This window comes from Pseudomonas sp. PDM17, assembly GCF_014851985.1.
In the GTDB taxonomy this organism is placed as follows: Bacteria; Pseudomonadota; Gammaproteobacteria; order Pseudomonadales; family Pseudomonadaceae; genus Pseudomonas.
The window spans coordinates 225,267-246,542 of record NZ_JACVAT010000001.1; the positions used below are offsets into that span (position 1 = coordinate 225,267).

Annotated in this window: 18 protein-coding genes; 11 read left to right on the top strand and 7 right to left on the bottom strand. The window is 66.1% G+C overall.

Annotation, left to right across the window (positions count from 1 at the left end; genetic code table 11):
• Nucleotides 1–9 precede the first annotated feature (9 nt).
• Nucleotides 10–921 (top strand): SDR family oxidoreductase, encoded by a 912-nt coding sequence (locus tag IB256_RS01095; RefSeq protein WP_081516240.1) that lies wholly within the window; start codon nt 10–12, stop codon nt 919–921.
• Between the two features lie 125 nt (nt 922–1,046).
• Nucleotides 1,047–1,814: a crotonase/enoyl-CoA hydratase family protein gene (locus IB256_RS01100; RefSeq protein ID WP_192292004.1), complete on the top strand. Its 768-nt coding sequence runs from the start codon at nt 1,047–1,049 to the stop codon at nt 1,812–1,814.
• Between the two features lie 41 nt (nt 1,815–1,855).
• Here IB256_RS01100 and IB256_RS01105 read toward each other — a convergent pair whose 3' ends face one another.
• The 3 genes from IB256_RS01105 to IB256_RS01115 form a co-directional block, all read right to left on the bottom strand.
• Nucleotides 1,856–2,203, bottom strand: coding sequence for a cupin domain-containing protein (locus IB256_RS01105; RefSeq protein WP_081516238.1), 348 nt, complete (start codon nt 2,201–2,203; stop codon nt 1,856–1,858).
• A 74-nt stretch (nt 2,204–2,277) separates the two neighbouring features.
• Nucleotides 2,278–3,699 carry an NAD(P)/FAD-dependent oxidoreductase gene (locus IB256_RS01110; RefSeq protein WP_192401038.1) on the bottom strand — a complete coding sequence of 474 codons (1,422 nt, stop codon included), beginning with the start codon at nt 3,697–3,699 and terminating at the stop codon, nt 2,278–2,280.
• A 113-nt stretch (nt 3,700–3,812) separates the two neighbouring features.
• Nucleotides 3,813–4,628: an AraC family transcriptional regulator gene (locus IB256_RS01115; RefSeq protein WP_192291998.1), complete on the bottom strand. Its 816-nt coding sequence runs from the start codon at nt 4,626–4,628 to the stop codon at nt 3,813–3,815.
• A 241-nt stretch (nt 4,629–4,869) separates the two neighbouring features.
• Between IB256_RS01115 and IB256_RS01120 the strand changes: the two genes are divergently transcribed.
• The 3 genes from IB256_RS01120 (at nt 4,870) to IB256_RS01130 (ending at nt 10,795) form a co-directional block, all read left to right on the top strand.
• Entirely contained in the window at nt 4,870–6,663 is a 1,794-nt protein-coding gene (locus IB256_RS01120) for a DUF1302 domain-containing protein (protein ID WP_192291995.1), read from the top strand.
• Between the two features lie 22 nt (nt 6,664–6,685).
• Entirely contained in the window at nt 6,686–8,056 is a 1,371-nt protein-coding gene (locus IB256_RS01125) for a DUF1329 domain-containing protein (RefSeq protein WP_081516234.1), read from the top strand.
• Between the two features lie 195 nt (nt 8,057–8,251).
• Nucleotides 8,252–10,795 (top strand): LuxR C-terminal-related transcriptional regulator, encoded by a 2,544-nt coding sequence (locus tag IB256_RS01130; RefSeq protein ID WP_192291992.1) that lies wholly within the window; start codon nt 8,252–8,254, stop codon nt 10,793–10,795.
• A 10-nt stretch (nt 10,796–10,805) separates the two neighbouring features.
• On the opposite strand, the gene IB256_RS01135 is transcribed toward IB256_RS01130, so the two are convergent.
• Nucleotides 10,806–11,615 (bottom strand): SirB1 family protein, encoded by an 810-nt coding sequence (locus IB256_RS01135; RefSeq protein ID WP_192291989.1) that lies wholly within the window; start codon nt 11,613–11,615, stop codon nt 10,806–10,808.
• A 155-nt stretch (nt 11,616–11,770) separates the two neighbouring features.
• Between IB256_RS01135 and IB256_RS01140 the strand changes: the two genes are divergently transcribed.
• Complete coding sequence (locus IB256_RS01140) at nt 11,771–12,805, top strand: Leu/Phe/Val dehydrogenase (protein WP_192401039.1); 1,035 nt, start codon at nt 11,771–11,773, stop codon at nt 12,803–12,805.
• Nucleotides 12,806–12,865: 60 nt separating this feature from the next.
• Here IB256_RS01140 and IB256_RS01145 read toward each other — a convergent pair whose 3' ends face one another.
• Complete coding sequence (locus tag IB256_RS01145; RefSeq protein WP_081516223.1) at nt 12,866–13,132, bottom strand: YebG family protein; 267 nt, start codon at nt 13,130–13,132, stop codon at nt 12,866–12,868.
• A gap of 270 nt (nt 13,133–13,402) precedes the next feature.
• Nucleotides 13,403–13,684, bottom strand: a complete 282-nt coding sequence (locus tag IB256_RS01150; RefSeq protein WP_192401040.1) for a DUF3509 domain-containing protein — start codon at nt 13,682–13,684, stop codon at nt 13,403–13,405.
• Nucleotides 13,685–13,853: 169 nt separating this feature from the next.
• Between IB256_RS01150 and IB256_RS01155 the strand changes: the two genes are divergently transcribed.
• The 5 genes from IB256_RS01155 to IB256_RS01175 all read left to right on the top strand — a co-directional run bounded on the left by IB256_RS01155 (nt 13,854) and on the right by IB256_RS01175 (nt 18,534).
• A complete protein-coding gene (locus IB256_RS01155; protein WP_138216096.1) occupies nt 13,854–14,333 on the top strand; it encodes a phosphate-starvation-inducible protein PsiE in 480 nt (159 codons plus the stop codon).
• An 85-nt stretch (nt 14,334–14,418) separates the two neighbouring features.
• Nucleotides 14,419–15,390, top strand: coding sequence for an HlyD family secretion protein (locus tag IB256_RS01160; RefSeq protein ID WP_192291980.1), 972 nt, complete (start codon nt 14,419–14,421; stop codon nt 15,388–15,390).
• On the top strand, nt 15,372–16,544 hold the full coding sequence (locus IB256_RS01165; protein WP_192291977.1) for an ABC transporter permease: 1,173 nt from the start codon (nt 15,372–15,374) through the stop codon (nt 16,542–16,544). Before IB256_RS01160 ends, IB256_RS01165 begins: the two co-directional genes overlap by 19 nt.
• 9 nt (nt 16,545–16,553) lie before the next feature.
• A complete protein-coding gene (locus tag IB256_RS01170) occupies nt 16,554–17,687 on the top strand; it encodes an ABC transporter permease (protein ID WP_192291975.1) in 1,134 nt (377 codons plus the stop codon).
• 61 nt (nt 17,688–17,748) lie between these two features.
• The gene (locus tag IB256_RS01175; protein WP_192401041.1) at nt 17,749–18,534 is read left to right on the top strand and encodes a 3-hydroxybutyrate dehydrogenase; all 786 of its coding nucleotides are present in this window, start codon (nt 17,749–17,751) and stop codon (nt 18,532–18,534) included.
• Nucleotides 18,535–18,982: 448 nt separating this feature from the next.
• Here the strand turns inward: IB256_RS01175 and IB256_RS01180 are convergent, their stop codons facing one another.
• Nucleotides 18,983–21,013 (bottom strand): DEAD/DEAH box helicase, encoded by a 2,031-nt coding sequence (locus tag IB256_RS01180; RefSeq protein ID WP_192401611.1) that lies wholly within the window; start codon nt 21,011–21,013, stop codon nt 18,983–18,985.
• Nucleotides 21,014–21,276 lie beyond the last annotated feature (263 nt).

Here is a 21,276-nt window from a genome sequence, read left to right on the forward strand (position 1 = left end):
GCCCCAATCATGAGTGATGCCCTGCGTTTCGACGGAAAAGTCGTGATCGTTACCGGAGCCGGTGGCGGTATCGGCCGCGCCCACGCCCTGCTGTTCGCCAAGCACGGCGCCAAGGTGGTGGTGAACGACCTGGGCGGCAGCACCCATGGCGAAGGCGCCAATGCCTCGGCTGCCGACCGCGTGGTCGCGGAAATCCGCGAAGCCGGCGGAACCGCCATCGCCAACCATGACTCGGTGACCGACGGCGAGAAGATCGTCCGCCAGGCCGTCGAGGAATTCGGTCGCATCGATGTGGTGGTGAACAACGCCGGCATCCTGCGCGACAAGACCTTCCACAAGATGGAAGATGCCGACTGGGACCTGGTCTACAAGGTCCACGTCGAAGGCGCCTACAAGGTGACCCGCGCCGCGTGGCCGTTCATGCGCGAGCAGGGCTACGGCCGGGTGATCTTCACCTCGTCCACCTCCGGCATCTACGGCAACTTTGGCCAGAGCAACTACGGCATGGCCAAGCTGGGCCTCTACGGCCTGACCCGCAACCTCGCCATCGAAGGCCGCAAGAACAACATCTTCGTCAACGCCATCGCCCCCACCGGCGGCACCCGCATGACCGAAGGCCTGATTCCGCCGCAGGTGTTCGAGGCGCTCAAGCCCGAACTGGTCAGCCCGCTGGTGGTGTACCTGGGCAGCGAAGCCTGCCAGGAAACCTCCGGCCTGTTCGAAGTCGGCGGCGGCTGGATCGGCAAGGTGCGCTGGGAGCGCAGCCTGGGCGTGGGCTTTGACCCGCGCGAAGGCTTCAGCGTTGAGGACGTGGCGGCCAACTTTGCGCAGATCTGCGACTTCGAGAACGCTGCACACCCCAAGGACAACGTCGAAGCGCTGCGCGAGATGATGGCCAACCTGCAGAAATACGCCGGTTGATCCGGCCAGCCTGACCGGTGGAACGGCCAGCAGGGCTGTTCCACGGCGGCGAACGCAGTAAGGTGAAAGGGCCGGCTCAATGCCGGCCCTTTTGCTTTTCCGCTTCCAGGCCCAAGGAGTTCGCCATGAGCGTGATAATCCAGAAGAACGGACCGGTGACCACCCTGGTCATCGCCCGACCTGCGGTGCGCAACGCCGTGGACTTGCCGACCGCCCAGGCGCTGGCCGATGCCCTGCGTGACTTCGAGCAGGACGAGGAAGCCCGTGTCGCCGTGCTCACCGGCGCCGGCGGGACCTTCTGCGCGGGCGCCGATCTGGCGGCGGTGGCCGAGGATGGCGAGCGGCGCAACCGTCTGGAAATGGAAGGCGATGGGCCCATGGGGCCGAGCCGTATGCAGCTGTCCAAACCACTGATCGCCGCCATCGAGGGCTATGCCGTGGCCGGCGGGCTGGAACTGGCGCTGCTGGCGGATCTGCGGGTGATGGCCGAGGACGCGGTTTGCGGGGTGTTCTGCCGTCGCTTCGGCGTGCCGCTGATCGACGGCGGCACCGTGCGCTTGCCGCGCATCGTCGGTCAGGGACGGGCGCTGGACCTGATCCTCACCGGTCGCCCGGTGGGCGCGCAGGAGGCATTGGCCATGGGCCTGGCCAATCGCGTGGTGCCCAGCGGGCAGGCGCTGGAGTCAGCGGAGGAGCTGGCGCGGGAGATTGCCGAGTTTCCGCAACGCTGCATGCTGGCCGATCGTGACAGTGTGTTCGCGCAGTGGAACCTGTCGTTCGACGTGGCGCTGGCCAACGAATTCCAGGGCGGGATGGCGGTGATCGAAAGCGGCGAGACGGTGGACGGGGCGAAGCGTTTCGCTGGCGGGGAAGGGCGGCACGGCCGCTTCTAGAAAGAGAAAAGCGGAGGCCTTGCGCCTCCGCTTTGCTTTGATCAGTCGCGCTCGATGATCACATAGGTCTTGCGCGTGGTTTCCTGGATGTCCCAGATGCCCAGGCTGTTCTGCGGCAGCAGGAAGGCGTCGCCTGCCTGGAAGGCGATCGGCTCGCCGCCGTCCGGAGTGAAGGTGCCGCGACCGGCGATGAAGTGGCAGAACTCCTGCTCGACGATCTGGCGGCGCCAGCGGCCGGGGGTGCATTCCCAGATGCCGGTTTCCACGCGGTCGGTGCGCTCGATGGATTCCACGCGGGTTTCCGAAATCGGCTCGCCCAGGGGCACGGCAACCGGGTTGGCTTCACCGAGTTCGGCGTGCAGGGTGTTCTTCAGGTGGGTCAGTTTCATACGGGGGGCTCCAGTGGGCTTTCTATTCGGGGCTGACTGTTCGGGGGCTGACTGTTCGCAAGCAGGTCAGCGTGTCAGCCGACCTTCCAGGTCATCAGGTTTTCCATGCTGGCGGCGACTTTCTCGGCCAGGCGGCGGCGCCAGGGCGCGCTGTGGGGGTTGGCCAGCACATCGTCCTCGTGCACGAAGCTGCGGATGATGGCGTTGTAGCCCAGCCAGCGGCAGGGTTCGGGTTCCCAGCCGCGCAGGCCGTCCTGCACGCTGCGATCATTGATGACCCAGGGCTGGCGGGTGAGGGCGCTGTCCTGGCCGAGGATCAGGTCGGCGAGGGTGCGGCCGCCCAGGTTAGTGGCGCCGACGCCTTCGCCGCCGTAGCCGCCGGCGAGGGCGATGCCGTTGCGACGGTCGATCAGCATGTGCGGGTGGAAGCGCCGCGACATGCCCAGGTTGCCGCCCCAGGTGTGGGTGATGCGCACGTCCTTGAGCTGCGGGAACAGTTCGCTGAACAGGTAGCGGCGCAGGCCGACTTCATCCTCGGTCAGACTGAAATCGTTGCGCAGCTTGCCGCCGAAGCGGTAGCCACCACGGGCGCCGAAGGCCAGACGGTTGTCCGGAGTGCGCTGGCCGTAGGTGACCTGGCGGCTGAATTCGCTGAAGGCCTGGCCCTTGTCGAGGCCGATTTCGGCCCACACCGATTCGGGTAGCGGCTCGGTGGCCACCAGCAGGCTCTGTACCGGCAGTTGGTAATTGCCCAGCGGCGGCAGGTCGGCGGCGTAGCCTTCGATGGCCGGCACCACCCAGTGAGCCTTCAGCTCTCCCCGGTCGGTGCGCAGCAGGCCGGGCGCCCAGTGGGTGACTCGGCTCTTCTCGAAAATCTGCGTGCCCTGGCGTTCCACGGCGCGGGCCAGGCCACGGACCAGCTTGGCCGGGTCGATGGTGGCGCAGTGCGGGGTGTGGATGGCGCCCAGCGAGCTGGGAATGCGCAGCTGCTCGTCCAGCTCGCTCTTGCTCAGCCAGCGGTAGTCATCCTCGGTCAGGCCTTCGGCGTGCAGGTGGGCGAGGTACTCGCGCAGGCGGGTTTCCTGCTCCGGGTAGCGCGCGGCGGTGTAGAGCACGCCGGCCTTGCGGTAGTCGCAGTCGATGCCTTCGCGGTCGAGCACGCGGGCCACTTCATCGGGGATGTCGTGCAGCAGGTCGTAGGACGCGCGGCGCTGATCGGGCGACAGGCCGGCGAGCAGGCGATCCTCGCCGAGCATGTTGCCCATCAGCCAGCCGCCGTTGCGGCCCGAAGCGCCGAAGCCGGCGGTCTCGGCCTCGACGATGGCGATCTTCAGCTGCGGTGCGCGCAGCTTCAGGTAATAGGCGGTCCACAGGCCGGTGTAACCGGCGCCGGCGATGGCCACATCGACGTCCAGGGTGCCCTGCAGGGACGGCCGCGGGACGAGATCATCGTCCAGCTGGTTCATCCACAGACTGATATGACGCCATGCCGACATAGACGACTCCGAAAGGAAGAAGGGGGAATGTCGGCAAGCCTAGATTTGGCGCGGGGTTCTGTCGTGCGCGCGGGTACGCGAGGATTGCTCGCGTACCCGCCGGCAGGGGCGCATCAGGCCTCCTGCTGTTCCTCGCGCAGGCGCTTGAGGTACTCGCGGGGAGACTGGCCGGTCTGTTGGCGGAAGCAGCGATAGAAGGCCGACAGCGAGTTGAAGCCGGCGGAGAAGGCCAGTTCGTCGATGCGCGAAGGCAGCGGCGGGCGCAGCTGGCTGAGCAGGTGGGTCAGGCGCGTCTGGTTGACGTACTGGTAGAAGCTCAGCCCCATCACCTGGTTGAGCAGGTAGGAAATCTGGTTGCGCGTGTAGCCGGTGGCGGTGGCTACCTGGGTCAGGTCCAGGTCCGGCGCAAGGTAAGGCTGGCTCTTGCTGAAGTAGTCTTCCAGGTCGCTGGCCAGCTGGCTGAGCTGGCGTGGCGAGAGGCCCAGGCGGCTGGTGGCCGGTCGCGGGTCGATGGCCTGCGGGCGGCTTTCACCGCCTTCGCGGACCACCGAGGCGTACTCGTTGATGCGCCAGATCAGGCCTTCGCGCACGGTGATCGCTTCGCTGGAATGGAAGGTCGCCAGGCGGCCGCTCAAGGTGACCGCGATGCGGTACTGGATGAAGGCGGTGTCGCCGTCCACGCGGATGCGGTCGATGTGGTCGAGGAACTCTTCCGGGCGACTGGGCATGGTGCCCTGCACGTAGTCGCGCAGGTCGGTATAGCCCAGTGTGCGGTTCTGGAAGAAGTCGTTGTACTGCACCTGCGGATGATACAGCGCGAGCACCGCTTCGAGGTCGCGTTGCTTCCAGCACTGGTGGTAGCGCAGCACCACCTCGCGGGTCTGCTCGGTCAGGTGACTGTCGGTCGGGCGTTGGTCGATGGCTTGCATAGGAAGCTAAGGATGCCCCAGACAGCGCTTCTCGGGTAGTGGCAAAGCACCTGTCGGGCTCAAGGCACTATCCATCGTCTCGATGATCCGTCATCGCCTGCACCAATATCGCCCGCCAGAGCCCGTTCCAGAGGGGGGATTCACTCTTTCGGGCGACACGCCAAATACCACCTTGGAGCGCTTACTCCCTGTCAGGTCGCTCAGTAGGGTAAGGCCACCTAGACACCGTCAGGAGAGCCGCATGACAACAAAAACAAGGCGCGGATTCTTCCAACCGCAACTTCTCGCCACTGCTGTCGCCCTGGGATGCGCCACCCAGGCTCAGGCAATCAACTTCAATATCGGGGAGATCGAAGGGCAGTTCGATTCCAGCCTGTCCGTGGGGGCCAGCTGGAGTACCCAGAGTCCGAAAGAGGATCTGATCGGCGCCGCCAACGGCGGCCACGGCATGACCCAGACCAACGACGACGGCCGGCTGAACTTCCGCAAGGGGCATACCTTTTCGAAGATCTTCAAGGGCATCCACGACCTGGAGCTGAAGTATGGGGACTTCGGCGTCTTCACCCGTGGCAAGTACTGGTACGACTTCCGCCTGAAGGACGAGAGTACCGAGTGGAAGCAGATTTCCGACGATGGCCGCAAGGAAGGCGCCAAGTCCTCCGGCGCCCAGTTGCTGGATGCCTTCGGTTACTACAACTACTCCATCGCCGAACTGCCAGGCACCGTGCGTCTGGGCAAGCAGGTGGTGAGCTGGGGTGAAAGCACCTTCATCGGCAACAGCATCAACACCATCAACCCCATCGACGTATCCGCCTTCCGCCGGCCCGGTTCGGAAATCAAGGAAGGCCTGATCCCGGTGAACATGGTCTACCTGTCGCAGAGCGTCACCGATGCGCTGTCCGTGGAGGGCTTCTACCAGCTGGAGTGGGACCAGACGGTGCTCGACAACTGCGGCACCTTCTTCTCCACCACCGACGTCGCCGCCGACGGTTGCAACACCAACTACAACATCCTCGATCCGGCCACCATCAATACGCTGAACTCGCCGGGCATCCACTCGCTGCTCAACTCCATGGGAGTCACCGTCACCCAGGAAGGCCTGATGGTGCCGCGTGGCGCCGACCGCGATGCCCGCGACTCCGGTCAGTGGGGCCTGGCCCTGCGCTGGCTGGGCGACGATGTGGAATACGGCGCCTATGCCATGAATTACCACAGCCGTACGCCGATCGTGAGCATGAAGAATGCCGGCAGCGCCGACATCATCAACGCGCTGCGCGTCTCGGCGCTGGCCCAGCCAATCCTGCTGGGACGTGGCAACTACTTCCTCGAATACCCCGAGGACATCCGCCTGTATGGTCTGAGCTTCTCCACCACCCTGCCCACCGGCACTGCGTGGAACGGCGAGATCAGCTACCGGCCGAACATGCCGCTGCAGCTCAACACCACCGACCTTACCCCGCTGCTCGCCACCACCGTGGCCGGTGGGTACGCCAGCGGTGGGGTCGCGGGCGCGCTGGCCCAGGCCAACCAGATCAACCATGGCTACATCCGCAAGGAAGTGACCCAGGCGCAGACTACCTTCACTCACTTCTTCGACCAGACCATGGGCGCGGACCGCGTCACCCTGGTGGGTGAAGTCGGTGTGACCTACGTCGGTGGCATGACCAACGAGGTCGGCGAGCGTTACGGCCGTGACTCGGTGTACGGCGTGCCGGAGAACGCCACTGCCGACGCCGAGTACGGCGACGGCGGCTTCTACACCTCGTCCTCCTGGGGTTACCGCGCCCGCGCGATCTGGGACTACAACAACGTTTTCGCCGGGGTGAACCTCAAGCCGAACCTGGCCTGGTCCCACGACGTGCACGGCTACGGCCCGGTCTTCAACGAAGGCAGCAAGGCCGCCAGCATTGGTCTGGATGCGGAGTACCAGAACACCTACACCGCGAGCCTGAACTACACGAACTTCTTCGGCGGCGACTACAACACCATCGTTGACCGTGACTTCGTTTCGCTCAGCTTCGGCGTGAACTTCTGACCTGCCTGCTCAAGGAATCGACATGAGAACGACAAGAATCCTCCAATGCGGCGCGCTGGCCCTGAGCCTGCTGTCCTGCGGCGTAATGGCGGCGGTGTCCGCCGACGAAGTGGCCAAGCTGGGCACCAGCCTGACGCCCATGGGCTCGCAGAAGGAAGGCAACGCCGACGGCAGCATCCCGGCCTGGACCGGCGGTATCTCCCGCACCGCCGGCAAGCTGGACGCCAAGGGCTTCCTCTCCAACCCGTTCGCCGACGAGAAGCCGCTGTTCACCATCACCGCGCAGAACGTCGACCAGTACAAGGACAAGCTCTCCGCCGGCCAGCTGGCGATGTTCAAGCGCTACCCGGATACCTACAAGATTCCGGTGTACAAGACCCACCGCACCTTCGCGCTGCCTGACGACATCTACGCCGCCATCAAGCGCAGCGCCGAGTTCGTCCAGCCGATCAACGACGGCAACGGCCTGGAGAACTTCGAGAAGAGCCGCTACTACGCCTTCCCGCTGCCCCAGAACGGTGTGCAGGCGCTGTGGAACCACCTGACCCGCTACCACGGCGGCAACATCTCCCGCTCGGTGGTGCAGGTCGTGCCGCAGACCAACGGCAGCTACACGCCGATCCGCTTCGAGGAATCGATCGCGGTGCCGCAGAACATGGGTGACCAGGATGTCAGCAAGACCGGCAACATCCTCACCTACTTCAAGCAGCAGGTAACGGCTCCGGCGCGCCTGGCCGGTAACGTCCTGCTGGTGCACGAGACCCTGGATCAGGTGAAGGAGCCGCGCCTGGCGTGGATCTACAACGCCGGCCAGCGTCGCGTGCGCCGTGCCCCGCAGGTTGCGTACGACGGCCCGGGCACCGCTTCGGATGGCCTGCGCACCTCGGACAACTACGACATGTTCTCCGGCGCCCCGGACCGTTACGACTGGAAACTGGTGGGCAAGCGCGAGATGTATATCCCGTACAACAGCTACCACCTGAACTCGCCGGAGCTCAAGTACGACGACATCGTCAAGCCGGGCCACATCAACCAGGACCTGACTCGTTACGAACTGCACCGCGTGTGGGAAGTGGTGGGCACCCTGAAGTCCGGCGAGCGCAATATCTACGGCCAGCGCCACTTCTACCTCGACGAGGACAGCTGGCAGATCGCGGTGTCCGAGCTGTATGACGGTCGCGGCCAACTGTGGCGCGTCGGCGAAGGCCACGAGATGACCTTCTACACCGAACTCGCCACCGGCTACGCCGCCGAGTCGCTGTACGACATCCTCGCCGGCCGCTACGTGACCTTCGGCCTGAACAACGAAGAGAAGCGTGGCTACCAGTTCGGCAACAAGGCCAGCATGGCCGATTTCACCCCGGCAGCACTGCGCAACACCGGCGTGCGCTGAAGCAACACTCCGCTCCTTGGCCCCGGCATCCCTCGTGGATGCCGGGTTTCTTTTTTTTAGCCGTCGGCAAGGCGTGCAGCCTCTGTTCCGGCCCGGGGGCGGCCTGCGCTATACCGTCCCATGAATCTGGCTGATGGTCCTTTGCCCGCTTCGCCCGGCGGCATAGTCTGGCCTGCAAATGGCCGGAAGAAGCCCATGTCGACAATCGCCCTGCACAGTCTTACAGAGCACGGTGCGGCGCTGCCTCGCCTGCCCCGCCAGCACCTGCCTCGCGAACGGCTGCATGCCAGCCTGAGCGCCACCGAGTGCCGCCTGCGCCTGCTGGTGGCGCCGCCTGGTTGCGGCAAGACGGTGCTGATGAGCGAGTGCGCGCGGCTGGCGCCAGCCGGCACCCGCGTGGTCTGGTTGGGCCTGGGCGGTCGGGCGCTCGAACCCGAACAGTTCTGCGAACGCCTGGGCGAGGCGCTGGGCGTGCCCTGGTCAGGCGAAGCGGCGCTGGCGGCCTGGCTGGAGAGCGCCAGCGAGCCGGTCTGGCTGATGCTCGACGACTATCCCCGTGCCCCCGATCCCGCCCTCGACGACTGCTTCGATCGCCTGCTCGCCGTAGCCTCGCCGCAGATCGGCTGGTGGCTGGCCAGCCGCCGTCGCCCTGCCTGCAACCTCACCCGCCTGCTGCTCGAAGGCGAACTGCTGGAGCTGGCCGCCAGCACCCTGGCGCTGACCCAGTGCGAGCTGGATGCCTACCTGCAGACCGCCGGCCTGGAATGGCCGCAGGCCCAGCGCCAGGCCCTGCAGGACGCCACCCATGGCTGGTTCGCCGGCGTGCGCCTGCGCCTGCTCAGCCTGGGCAGCGAGCCCGTCGCACCCTGCGCCACCCAGGTGGCCGAGACCGGCAATGGCCTGCTGCAGGACTACCTGCAACGCGAAGTCCTGGCGAGCCTGCCGGCGGAGCTGGCGGAAACCCTCTGCGGTCTGGCACAGATCGCCCGCTTTAACCGCGAACTCTGTGATTACCTGTTCGACGAACCCGGCCTTGGCCTGGATGGCCTGCAGGCCTGGGGCGTGTTGATCGAAGCGGTGGACAACACCCAGCACTGGTTCCAGGTGGCGCCGATGCTTGCGGCGGCGCTGGCGAGCCTGTCGCGCTGGCCAGCGGCGACCTTGCACCGGCGCGCCTGCCAGTGGTTCACCCAGTGCGGGGAAATCCACTCGGCTTTCGAACATTCCCTGTACGCCGAGCAGCCGGACGTGTCCGCCAGCCTGCTGCAACGCCTGACGGAGGAGCAGTTGCTGCACGGGCGCAATGTCGAGCGTGTACTGCAACTGCGCGAGTCGCTGCCCGAGGAGCTGCTGTGCAGCACACCACGCCTGCTCATCCTCAATGCCTGGACGCTGTTGTTCGTCGGCCGCCTGGATGACGTGGAAGCGCTGCTGACCGGCTTCGACCGCTTCCTGCCGATGCCCGGCGAACACCGCCAGCGCGCGCTGATCGCCCAGTGGCAAGGGCTGAACGGCATGCTCACTCACGCGCGCGGCCTGCCCGGCTCCCGCGAGCAGCTACGCGAGGCCTTGCAGCACCTGCCGGAGGAAGCCTGGTCGCAGACGCTGATCTGCCTGTCCGCGCTGACCCAGCAGGCCCAGGCCGAGGGGCGCCTGGCCGAGGCTCGACTGATCAACCGTGAAGCGCTGCGGCGCGCTCGCCTGCAAGGCAGCACCACCTTCGAAGCGCTGCTGGAACTGGACCGTGCCCAGTGGCTGGAGCAGCGCGGCGAATTGCAGCGCGCCGATGCGCTGCTGGCGCGGGTGCAGGAATACCTCGACGAGATGCGCATCACCTGCAATGCCATGGCCGGCCGCGTCGCGCTTCGTCGTGGCTGGCTATGCCTGCGCCAGGGACGTGACGAGGAGGCCCGCGAGCTGTTCATCGCCGGCCTCAACGAAACCCGCCGCAGCCACGACCCGAGCCTGATCTACGGTTTCACCGGCATGGCCTGGCTGGATGCACTGGACGGCGATACGGACGGCGCCTTCAGCCGCCTGCTGGAAGTCGAGCGGCTCATGCAGCTGCAGCATGTGCCCGAGCCGATCTACCGGGGGCCTCTGCTGCTGGCCAGCGGCGCGCTGAACTTGCGCCAGAATCGGGCGGGGCCGGCGCGGGAAGTCCTGCAGCGCGTGGCCTCGCGCTATCGCGTTGACCGTCTCAGCCCGCCCGCGGCGGCGCCGGACCAGATACTGCGCGTCGAACATCACCTGGCCCTGGCCGAACTCTATGACGGGGACGTTGACGCCGCCCTGCAGCGCTTGCTGGCGATGCTGCCGGACCTGCTGCGCCAGGGCCGCAACACCCTGGCCTGCGACGTCTGGCTGGCCCTGGCCGAGGCGCACTTCATCGATGGCAGCCTGGACGAAGCGCGCAGCGCGCTGGATGAGGGGGTATCCCTGGCCCAGCGCTTCGGGCTGCTCTCGACGCTGCGCGACACCCAGCGCCGCCAGCCCGGCCTGTTCGGCCTGCGCCCGCATGCCGGCGAGATGGCGCCGCACAACCTGCTGAGCCTGCGCGAACTCTCGGTGCTGGAACTGATCGCCCGTGGCTGTTCCAACCTGGAAATCGGCGAGCGGCTGTACATCTCCCTGCACACGGTGAAGACCCACGCACGCCGGATCAACGGCAAGCTCGGCGTGGAGCGGCGGACCCAGGCGGTCGCGCGGGCAAAAGAACTGGGCCTGCTGAAAGTCTGAACCGTGAGTATCAGTGCAGCGCCTTGGGCGGCAGACTGATCTCCGCCAGGCGCTGGGCCAGGCGCAGTTGCTCGGCGGCGTCGTCGCTGAGCAGCATGGCGCGCTCCAGGTCGTAGCGCTCCGCCTGCGGGCAATCCAGCACATGGTAGAGGTCGGCGCGGGCGAGGTGATCGCTGGCATTGGGCGGTCCCAGTTCCAGCACGCGCTGAGCATCCTTGAGCGCCCCCAGCGGTTCCCCGGCGGCCAGGTGCAGCTGGCGCAGATTGCGCGACAGGCGCTGCAGCATGTCGGCGGCGCTGGCGGTGCGCAGGTGCTCGGCGGACAGCTCGGCGCTGGCGCCCATCTGGCGCGCCAGCAGGTCGCGGCAGTCGCGTGTATAGAGGCGGCGGCCGGTGGCGGGGTCAAGCAGGTGGTCGGCGCCGGGTACGCGCAGCAGGAAGCGTCCGGGGAAGTTCACCCCGACCAGAGTGATGCCGTTGCGCCGTGCCATCTCCAGGGCGATCAGCGCCAGCGACAGCGGCTGGCCATGGCGGCGCTGCAGTACCTGGGGGAGCAGTGCGGCGCGCGGGTGCAGCGGGTATTCGTCGTCCTCGGCGAAGCCCAGCTCGCTCAGTCGGCGCAGCAGGAACTGCGCGCGCTCCGCATCGCCCGTGCCTTGCGGAAGGGCCACCGCGACCTGGTGCGCGAGCGAGTCGAACAAGCGCAGCGTCTGGTCCGGCGGCAGGTGCGGTTCGTGCTCGGCGGCGATCCACAGGGCCGCTTCGAACAGGGCGGGCGGGTCCTGGGCAAGACAGGCAAGACAGGCTTGACGCGGGTCCATGGCGTTCTCCGGCTGACTCTGCGGTTGTAACCGGAGCGCCGGGCGCTCGTCCAGTGGTGCAGTCGTCGCCCGTGAAGGTGTTGTGACAGGCGCTGCCTATACTGAAGAGGGTCCGCCTTCGGACCGCCGTCCACCCCCAGCAAGGGAGCGCCGCCATGTTCGACATGATGGAAGCCACCCGGCTCGAGTCGCTGCATCTCTTCCAGGACCCGGCCACGGGACTCAAGGCCATTATCGCCATCCACAATTCCCGGCTTGGCCCTGCACTGGGTGGTTGCCGCTACCTTCCGTACCCCAGCGACGATGCCGCGCTGCGCGATGCCTCGCGTCTGGCCCAGGGCATGAGCTACAAGGCGGCGCTGGCGGGACTGCGCCAGGGCGGCGGCAAGGCTGTGATCCTGCGCGCCCCGCACGTCAACAACCGTGGCGAACTCTTCGAAGCCTTCGGTCGTGCGATCGATTCTCTGGGCGGCGCGTACATTACGGCGGTAGACAGCGGTACCTCCAGCGCCGACATGGACTGTATCGCCCAGTTCACCCGCCATGTCACCAGCACCAGCAGTGGCGGCGATCCTTCACCGCACACCGCTCTGGGGGTGTTCTCCGGTATCCGCGCCAGCGCTCAGGCACGCCTGGGCAGCGATGATCTCGATGGCTTGCGTGTGGCGGTCCAGGGACTGGGCAATGTGGGCTATGCGCTGGCCGAACACCTGTCGGCCGCAGGGGCGGAATTGCTGGTCAGTGATATCGATGCCGGCAAGGTGCAACTCGCCGTCGAGCAACTGGGCGCCCGCCCCGTGCCCAACGAAGCGCTGCTCACTACGCCTTGCGACATCCTTGCGCCCTGCGGGCTGGGCGGTGTGCTGACCTCGCACGTGGTCGGCCACCTGCGCTGTGCCGCTGTCGCCGGGGCGGCCAATAATCAGTTGGCGCATCCGGAGGTCGCCGATGAGCTGGAGGGGAGGGGCATCCTTTATGCCCCGGACTACGTGATCAACTCCGGCGGGTTGATCTACGTCGCCCTGCAGCACCAGGGCGAGGCGCTGCCGATCATCACTGCGCACCTGTCACGCATCGCCGAGCGGCTGACCGAGGTCTACGCCCACGCCCAGGCCGATCACCTGTCGCCGGCGCGGGTCGCCGACAAGCTTGCCGAGCGAATTCTCTACGGCGAGTATTCGGGGCACTGACGCTGTTGCATCTTGCAGGAGCGAGCCATGGCGTGCCCCTGCATGCCTGGCCGCCGGGTGTCACTCCTCGGCGGCAGGCTCGCTGAAGATATCGCTCAACGCATCGGGCTGGTTCTTGAAGGCGCGGGCGAACGCATCGCGGTTCCTGGCCATGAAGATACCGATCTCCTCGACCTGATCCTCCTTCAGCGAAGGCACCGCCTTCTGCAGCACGTCGGCCAGCGTTTCCGCCAGCTCCAGCATCTTGTCGTGCCGGTCGGCTTCTGCCTTATCCATGAACAGGCGCTCCGGATCGCGGCTGCTGCGGTACACCACTTCGACGGCCATTCATCACCTCTGTGCCTTCTCTTTGATTGGGGGAGTTCGATATTACTGTTTATTTATACAGTAAAATGATTGCGCAATGCTACTGCTGCTGCGCGAATCGTTGCCAGCAGCGTAGACGCCGGAAAGGGATGTGCCTGTAGTTGGCCAGTATTGGCGGCGGCCCAAAGCAGTGCGCGCGCCCCGTCGGCGCGCGCAAAGCAGCCGCGTGACTGGCGCAATGAATCGTCAGTCAGATGGCTCTGTAGGAAGGAATTCTTGCAGAAGGGGGCGTCAGGACGCGATCGGCAGGCCGTTATCGCCGCGCGTCATGGCAGCCAGCAGCTGCGGCGCCGTGCCGCCTTGCTCGATGGCGATGCCGAAGCGGATGCTCTGGATGAAGCGCTGCAGCTGTTCCGGGTCCTGCAGCTGGGTATTGCGGATCAGACGGCGCGCGGCGACACCTGCCTCGGTGGAGAGGGTCAGGACAATGCTGCCGTCTGGCCGTTCAAGGCTGAAATTGACGCGGTATTGGTCCTGGAAGGCGTCGGTCAGCTTCTGAAAGGGACTTTCCATCACTCGTTCCTGCCTGTTTTGTGGCATGCCCCTGAATGGACTCGGGGCGGGCCGAAAAAGTTCGCAGTCATATTCGCGCAGCCCATCTGTGCCATGACTGCGCAAGATCAATGGCGTAGCACTTGCAGGCTTCACGCCAACAAAGCCTTGTATTGCGGAGAACCGACGAATGAAACAGAACTGGGCCGAGCGCCTGAGCGAACGGATGCACGGCTGTGCCGAATCCCTGGGCAACCTGCTGGTGGAGGGCTTCCACTACCTGGCACTGTTCGCCATTGGCGGCACGGTGTTCTGGTCGGCGGCGGTGGCCTTCGGCGAGATGGTCAGCAAGGGGCATGCGAGCATCGACGACATTTTGCTGCTGTTCATCTACCTCGAGCTGGGCGCCATGGTCGGCATCTACTTCAAGACCAACCACATGCCGGTGCGCTTCCTGATCTATGTGGCGATGACCGCGCTGACCCGCCTGATGATCGCCGACATCCAGCACAACCATGTGCCCGACGACGGCATCATCCTGGTCTCGGTGGCCCTGTTGCTGTTGGCGCTGGCAATCCTGGTGGTGCGTTATGCCTCCTCGCGCTTCCCTTCGCCCAGCGGCAAGCTGCGCGGTGGCGAGCACGACCTGATCAGCGACGACGAGCGCTGATCGCCCGGCGGCTTTGATCCAGAGCCGCCGCTTGGCCAGCGGATGCACTACCATCGGTGCATCCGCTGCCTGAGAAGACCGCTCCATGAAGGGATGGAAACTGTTCGCACCCCTGCTGATCCTGGTGATCATCGCCGTCACCCTTTACCTGCGCCTGCACACCCAGCCGCTGTTGCTGCAGGGTGAGGCGGACGCCACCAACGTCATCGTCGCGTCCAAGGCCAAGGGCCGGGTCGAAGTGTTGCACGTGCGGCGCGGCGACGACGTAAAGCAGGGCCAGGTGCTCATATCCCTCAGCAGCCCCGAGCTGCAGGCCCAGCTGGACTCCCTGCGCGCCGCGCGCAACCAGGTGCAGGCGAACCTCGACGAATCCCTGCATGGCACCCGCGAGGAAACCTTGCGCGCCCTGCAGGCCAGTCTGTCCCAGGCCCAGGCCGAGCTGCGCAACGCCGAGCTGGAGTACCAGCGCAACGAGGAACTGGCTGGCCGTGGCTTCGTGTCCCAGGCGCAGTTGGATCTGTCCCGCCGTGGTCGCGACGTGGCGCGCAACCGCGTCGCCGAGGCTCAGGCCAACCTCGATGAAGGCACCCAGGGCGACCGCGAGGAACGCCGCCGCGCGCTGGAAGCCGCCGTGCGCCGGGCCGATGCACAGATACTCGAACTCCAGGCGCAGACCGACGATCTCAACGTGGTCGCGCCGGTGGACGGCGAGGTCGGGCCGATCCCGGCAGAGCAGGGCGAGCTGGTCAACGCCTACAGCCCATTACTGACGCTGGTGCGGCTGTCCGACGCCTACTTCGTGTTCAACCTGCGCGAAGATATCCTCGCCGACGTGAAGAAGGGCGACGAAGTCTCCATCCAGGTGCCGGCGCTCAAGGGCGCTGAAGTGAAGTCCCGAGTCGCGTACATCGCGCCGCTCGGCGACTTCGCCACCAAGCGCGCCACCCGCGCCACCGGTGATTTCGACCTGAAGACCTTCGAGGTACGCCTGTATCCGGACCAGCCGGTGCAAGGCCTGCGCCCCGGCATGAGCGCGCTGTGGCAGTGGAAGCAGTAAGGCGCAACCTGCTGCGTTTCGCCCAGGCCTTCGGCAGCGAAACGCGGGTCGCCCTGCGCAGCTGGACCATCCACTGGCTCGGCTGGCTCTGGCCGTTGCTGTTGTTTGTGGTGATCAGTGGCGTCTACCAGGCTGGTACGCTGCTGGACATGCCGGTGGCCGTGGTCGATGCCGACCACAGCAGCCTGTCGCGGCGCATCGTCCGCGAGCTGGACGCCGGCTCCCACGCCAAGGTCGAGGTGCTCGGCGGCGGTCTGCAGGAGGGCTTGCGCCGCCTGCGCATGGCCGATGACTATGCGTTGCTCTACATCCCGCGTGACTTCGAGGCGGACGCGCTGTCCGGCCGCCAGCCGGTCGCCGAGCTGTACTACAACTCGCTGTTCTATTCCGCCGGCTTCTACTCGACCCAGGATTTCAGCGGCCTGATGAGTTCGCTCAACGCCGAGCTGCGCCCGCGCCTGGCCACCGGCATGGACCGCGCCGTGCCGGCGCTGGCCAGCATCAGCGTGTCCTATGAAAGCCTGTTCAATGCCAGCGGCAACTACATCTACTTCCAGCAGTTCGCCGCCATCGTGCACCTGCTGCAATTGTTCGTGATCGTCGCCACCGTGCATGTGCTGGCACGCGAAGCGCCGGAGCTGCGTGCGTCGTCGCCGCACATCCTGCGCGCCCAGGCCCTCGGTGCGCGGCTGCTGGGCAAGCTGGCGCCCTACACGTTGCTGTTCAGCACGCTGCTGATGGTCGAGCTGTTCCTGCTGGTGGAGCTCAATGGCGCGCGGATCAACGGCAATTCGTGGTGGATGCTGGCGATCACCGTCTGCTACGTAGCGGCGGCGCAGAGTGTCGGGCTGATGCTGTTCATCTTCACTGCCAACCGCTACAGCGCCTATTCCCTGATCGGCCTGCTGATCGGTGTGGCGCAGACTTATTCCGGTGTGCTGCTGCCGGAACTGGCGATGCCGCAGATCGCCCGGATCATCTCTGAAGCCGAACCGTTGACCCACACCCTGCACGGTCTGTTCGACCAGTTCCTGCGCCGGGCGCCGGCCGAGTCCGGGCTCTACACCTGCTGCAAGCTGCTGCTCTATCCGCTGATCGCCTACATGATCGCCAAGATGCGCCTGCGCCGGCGTCTCGACCTGAGTCCGGCGTAAGGAGCCGCCATGGAGAATTTCTGGAAGGTCTTCCGCGAGTCCCTCAGCAGCATGCTCGGCAAGCCGATGTGGTTGCTGATGGTGCTGTCCGTGGCGTTGACTACGTTGCCCTACGCCCATCGCACCATGGACGACCTGCCAGTGGCGGTGATCGACATGGACCACAGTGCGGTATCCCGCGAACTGGTGCGTCAGCTGGATGCCGCGCCGAAGATCGCCACCGTTGGCTACGACCAGTTGCCCGATGCCCAGCACGACCTGGCCTGGCGCAAGCTGTTCGCCATCGTGGTGATTCCGCTGGACTTCGAGAAGCGCGTGCTGCGCGGTGAGGCGGTGACCGTGCCGATCTTCGGCGACGCCACCAACCGCATGGCCAACGGGCAGATCCAGCAGGACATCAGTGCTACCTACACCGAGCTTTCACTGCGCTACAACCGCGAGCGGCTGATGCGCGGCGGCTTCTCCGAGGTGCAGGCGAACGTGTTGCTGCAGCCGGCCATCGGCCAACTGACTGATCTGTTCAACCCCGGCACCAGCTTCGCCGCCATCGTCCTGCCGGGGCTGGTGACGCTGATCCTGCAGCACAGCCTGCTGCTCTCCTGCACGCGGGTTAACCTCAACCTGCGCGGCGGCACTCCGCGCTCGCTGCGCCAGCCTACCTCCACGCGCTTCGGTCGTTACGCCGCGCAATTGCTGATCTGGACGGCGCTGGCGATGCTCTTCTACGTGATCTGGCCGTGGATCATGGGCTACCGGCAGACGGCCTCGTTCTTCATGCTGATGGGCCTGGTGCTGCCCTTCCTGCTGGCGGTGATCGCCATGAGCGAGTTCATCGCCGAGCTGCTGCCCTCGGAAGAGGCGGTGTACCTGACGATGACCTTCATCACCCTGCCGCTGTTCTACATGGCCGGCTTCACCTGGCCGCCCCAGGCCATGCCGCAGTGGGTGCAACTGTTGGCCGACGCGATTCCGTCCACCTGGGCGATCCGCGCGGTGGTGGAGATGAACCAGATGAACCTGCCGCTTTCCGCCGTGGCTGACCGCATCCTGATCCTTTTCGCCATGGCGGCAGCCTATGGACTGCTGGGTACGCTGATCTACCAGTACCGCAACTGGCGCTGGGACCAGCTCAAGGGCTGGTGACCGCGGCGCTCGGCTCCGGGCCGTCTAGAGTGAGAGTTCCAACTTCCCCGGGAGCTCTCTGATGAACGCATTGAACGGCAAGGTCGCGGTGGTCACCGGTGCGGCCAGCGGCATCGGCAAACAGATTGCCCTGACCCTGGCGCAGGCCGGTGCCGCAGTGGCCATCGCCGACCTGCAGCAGGACGCCGCCCAGCGCGTGGTGGCCGAGATCGAAGCCGCCGGCGGCAAGGCGCTGGCGGTGGCCATGGACGTGACCGACGAGCAGGCCGTGGACCGCGGCATTGAGCAAGTAATCGCCACCTTCGGCGGGCTCGACATCCTCGTCTCCAACGCTGGCATCCAGATCGTCAATCCATTGCAGGACTATGCCTTCGCCGACTGGAAGAAGATGCTCGCCATCCACCTCGACGGCGCTTTCCTCACTACCCGCGCAGCGCTACGCCACCTGTACCCGGCCGGGCGCGGCGGCGTGGTGATCTACATGGGCTCGGTGCACTCCCACGAAGCCTCGCCGCTCAAATCCGCCTACGTCACTGCCAAGCACGGCTTGCTCGGCTTGGCCCGTACCCTGGCCAAGGAAGGCGGGGCGTACGGCGTGCGCTCCCATGTGGTGTGCCCCGGTTTCGTGCGCACGCCCCTGGTGGAAAAGCAGATTCCCGAGCAGGCGAAGGAGCTGGGCATCAGCGAGGAGGCAGTGGTGAAGCAGGTGATGCTCGGCGGGACGGTGGATGGGGAGTTCACCACCGTGGAAGACGTGGCGCAGACGGTGCTGTTCCTGGCCAGTTTTCCCTCGGCGGCGCTCACCGGGCAGTCGGTGCTGGTCAGCCATGGCTGGGGCATGCGCTGACAAGGCGGCGCAAGAACAACGACCCCGTCTCGTAAGGGGACGAGCGGGGTCATTGGGTCGACTTGCTTGCGCCGGCTGGGGCCCCGGTGTGCCCGGGGCGTCTGCCTCTGCCGGGTCCGGGCTCGTTGCGTCGGTGCAGGGGTAGATTCCTACATGCCAGTGCTTGGCGATGTAGTGGATTTCCCCTTCGTGGTGTCAGGTGCTTCTTCAATGTCGGAACAACTGTCTTTTCTCGGCGACTGATCTCTGGCACCCGTAGGGCGAATAACCCGGAACCGGTTATCCGCCAGGACGGCAGATAACGCCGCGGGCGTTATGCGCCCTACACGGGATATCGAGGCATGGAGCTATTGAAGGGACGGGCCAAGCGGGTGATCGCCAGCATGGCCCGTACTTCGCAGTCAGGTGTGTTCGCGAGCAAGCTCGCTCCTACAGGGAGCGCGGCGGGTCAGACCGCCTTCGGCAGCGGCGCGAACAGCGCGTCGATATCCGCGTCGTCGAGCTGCCAGTCGCTGCCCGAGCCGTCGAGGATGCCGGCGGCCAGGGCAGCCTTGTCGCGCTGCAGCAGCTGGATCTTCTCTTCCACCGTGCCACGGGCGATCAGCTTGTAGACGAACACCGGCTTGTCCTGGCCGATACGATAGGCGCGGTCGCTGGCCTGGTTCTCGGCGGCCGGGTTCCACCAGGGGTCGTAGTGGATCACGGTGTCGGCGGCGGTGAGGTTCAGGCCTACGCCACCGGCCTTGAGGCTGATCAGGAACAGCGGCACGCGGCCTTCCTGGAAATCCTTAACCGGTGCGCGGCGGTCGCGGGTTTCACCGGTGAGCAGGGCGTACTCCAGGTTGCGCTCGGCCAGCGCCTCGCCGATCAGCGCGAGCATCGAGGTGAACTGCGAGAACACCAGCACCCGGCGGCCTTCGGAGAGCAGCTCTTCGAGCATGTCGAGCAGGTAGACCAGCTTGCCCGAGGTCACCGCACGCGCGGATTTGCCGGTGGGCGGCGGGGCTTCCTTGTTCACCAGGCGGATGTCGCAGCAGACCTGGCGCAGCTTGAGCAGCGCCTCGAGGATGATGATCCGGCTGCGCGCCAGGCCACGGCGGGCGATCTCGTCGCGCACCTTGCGGTCCAGCGCCAGGCGCACGGTCTCGTAGAGATCGCGCTGTGCCTCGCTGAGCTCGATATGCTGGATGAACTCGCTCTTGGGTGGCAGTTCCGAGGCCACCTGCTCCTTGGTGCGACGCAGCAGGAACGGGCGGATGCGCGCGGCCAGGTGTGCCAGGCGGCCCTGGTCGCCATGGCGTTCGATGGGGGTCCGGTAGTCCACGGCGAACTGCCGCGCATCGCCCAGCCAGCCCGGCAGCAGGAAGTGGAACAGCGACCACAGCTCGCCCAGGTGATTCTCCAGCGGCGTGCCGGTCAGGCACAACCGGTGGCGCGCCCGCAGGTGGCGCGCGGCCTGGGCGGCCTTGGTGGTGGCGTTCTTGATGTTCTGTGCCTCGTCGAGGATCAGCAGGTGATACTCGTGCTGCGCGAGCTTCTCGGCATCGCGCGGCAACAGGGCGTAGGTGGTGAGGATCAGGTCGTGCTCGGCAATCTTCGCAAATGCCTTGCGCCGCCCGGCGCCATGCAGGGCGAGCACGCGCAGGTCGGGCGTGAAGCGCTCGGCCTCGTCCAGCCAGTTGGGAATGAGGCTGGTGGGCATGATCACCAGGGCCGGGCTGGTCAGGCGCCCGGCCTGCTTTTCCAGCAGTACGTGGGCAAGGGACTGCAGCGTCTTGCCCAGCCCCATGTCGTCGGCGAGGATGCCGCTGGCGTCGACTTCGCGCAGGGTCTGCATCCAGCTCAGGCCTTCGTGCTGGTAGCCGCGCAACTCGGCGTTGAGGCCGGCGGGGATCTGCGCCGGCTGGGCGCGGTAGTCGCGCAAGCGATGGGCGATCTCGCGCAGCTGCTCGCCGCCCTGCCAGGTCAGCGGCAGTTCTTCCAGCTCGGTGAGGCGCGCAGCGTCCGGTGCGCCCATGCGCAGTCGGCGTACCGGCGGCTGTTCACCGATGTAGAACTCGGAGAGCGTGCCCAGCATTGGCTTGAGCTTGCCGAACGGCAGCGAGACGCGCAGCGGACGGTCGGAGGCGGTCTGCCAGGTGTGGACTGGGTTGCGCCCGGCATCCAGGCGCAGCACCAGTTGTTCATCGTCGGCATGGCGGGCGAGGGCGACCGGGTCGAGCAGCGCCGGCATGCGCCGGATCAGTTCGATCAGCGCTGGCAGCAGGCTGATGCGCCGGCCCTCCACTTCGATGCCCAGCTCCAGGTCGAACCACTGGCGGTCGTCGGTTTCCTCGATCTCGGCGTACCAGTTCTCCACTGGCGTGAGGTCGAAGACGAATTCGGGACGGATGTCGATTTCCCAACCCTGTTCGCGCAGGTGCGGCAGGCCTTCGCGCATGAACTCCTGCCAGGCACTGTCGTCGGGCAGTTCGAACATTTCCCCGGCACTGTCTTCCAGCGCGTCGCTACGGCGCATCGCCGGCTTGAAGCCCAACTCGCGAAGGTCCAGGCGCCAGGCGTGTTCCAGTTCGAGCTCACGGCTGACGCGGACGATCTGGTCATCGCGGAACACCCGGATCTCGCGGCCCGAGCGCGGCGTGACGCTGCCCGAGACCGGCATGTCCCCATACAGGAACGCCAGCGCGGCGCGGTGCCGGGAGATGTTCTGCATGCGCCCGCTGCGCAGGTCGAAGCCGCTAT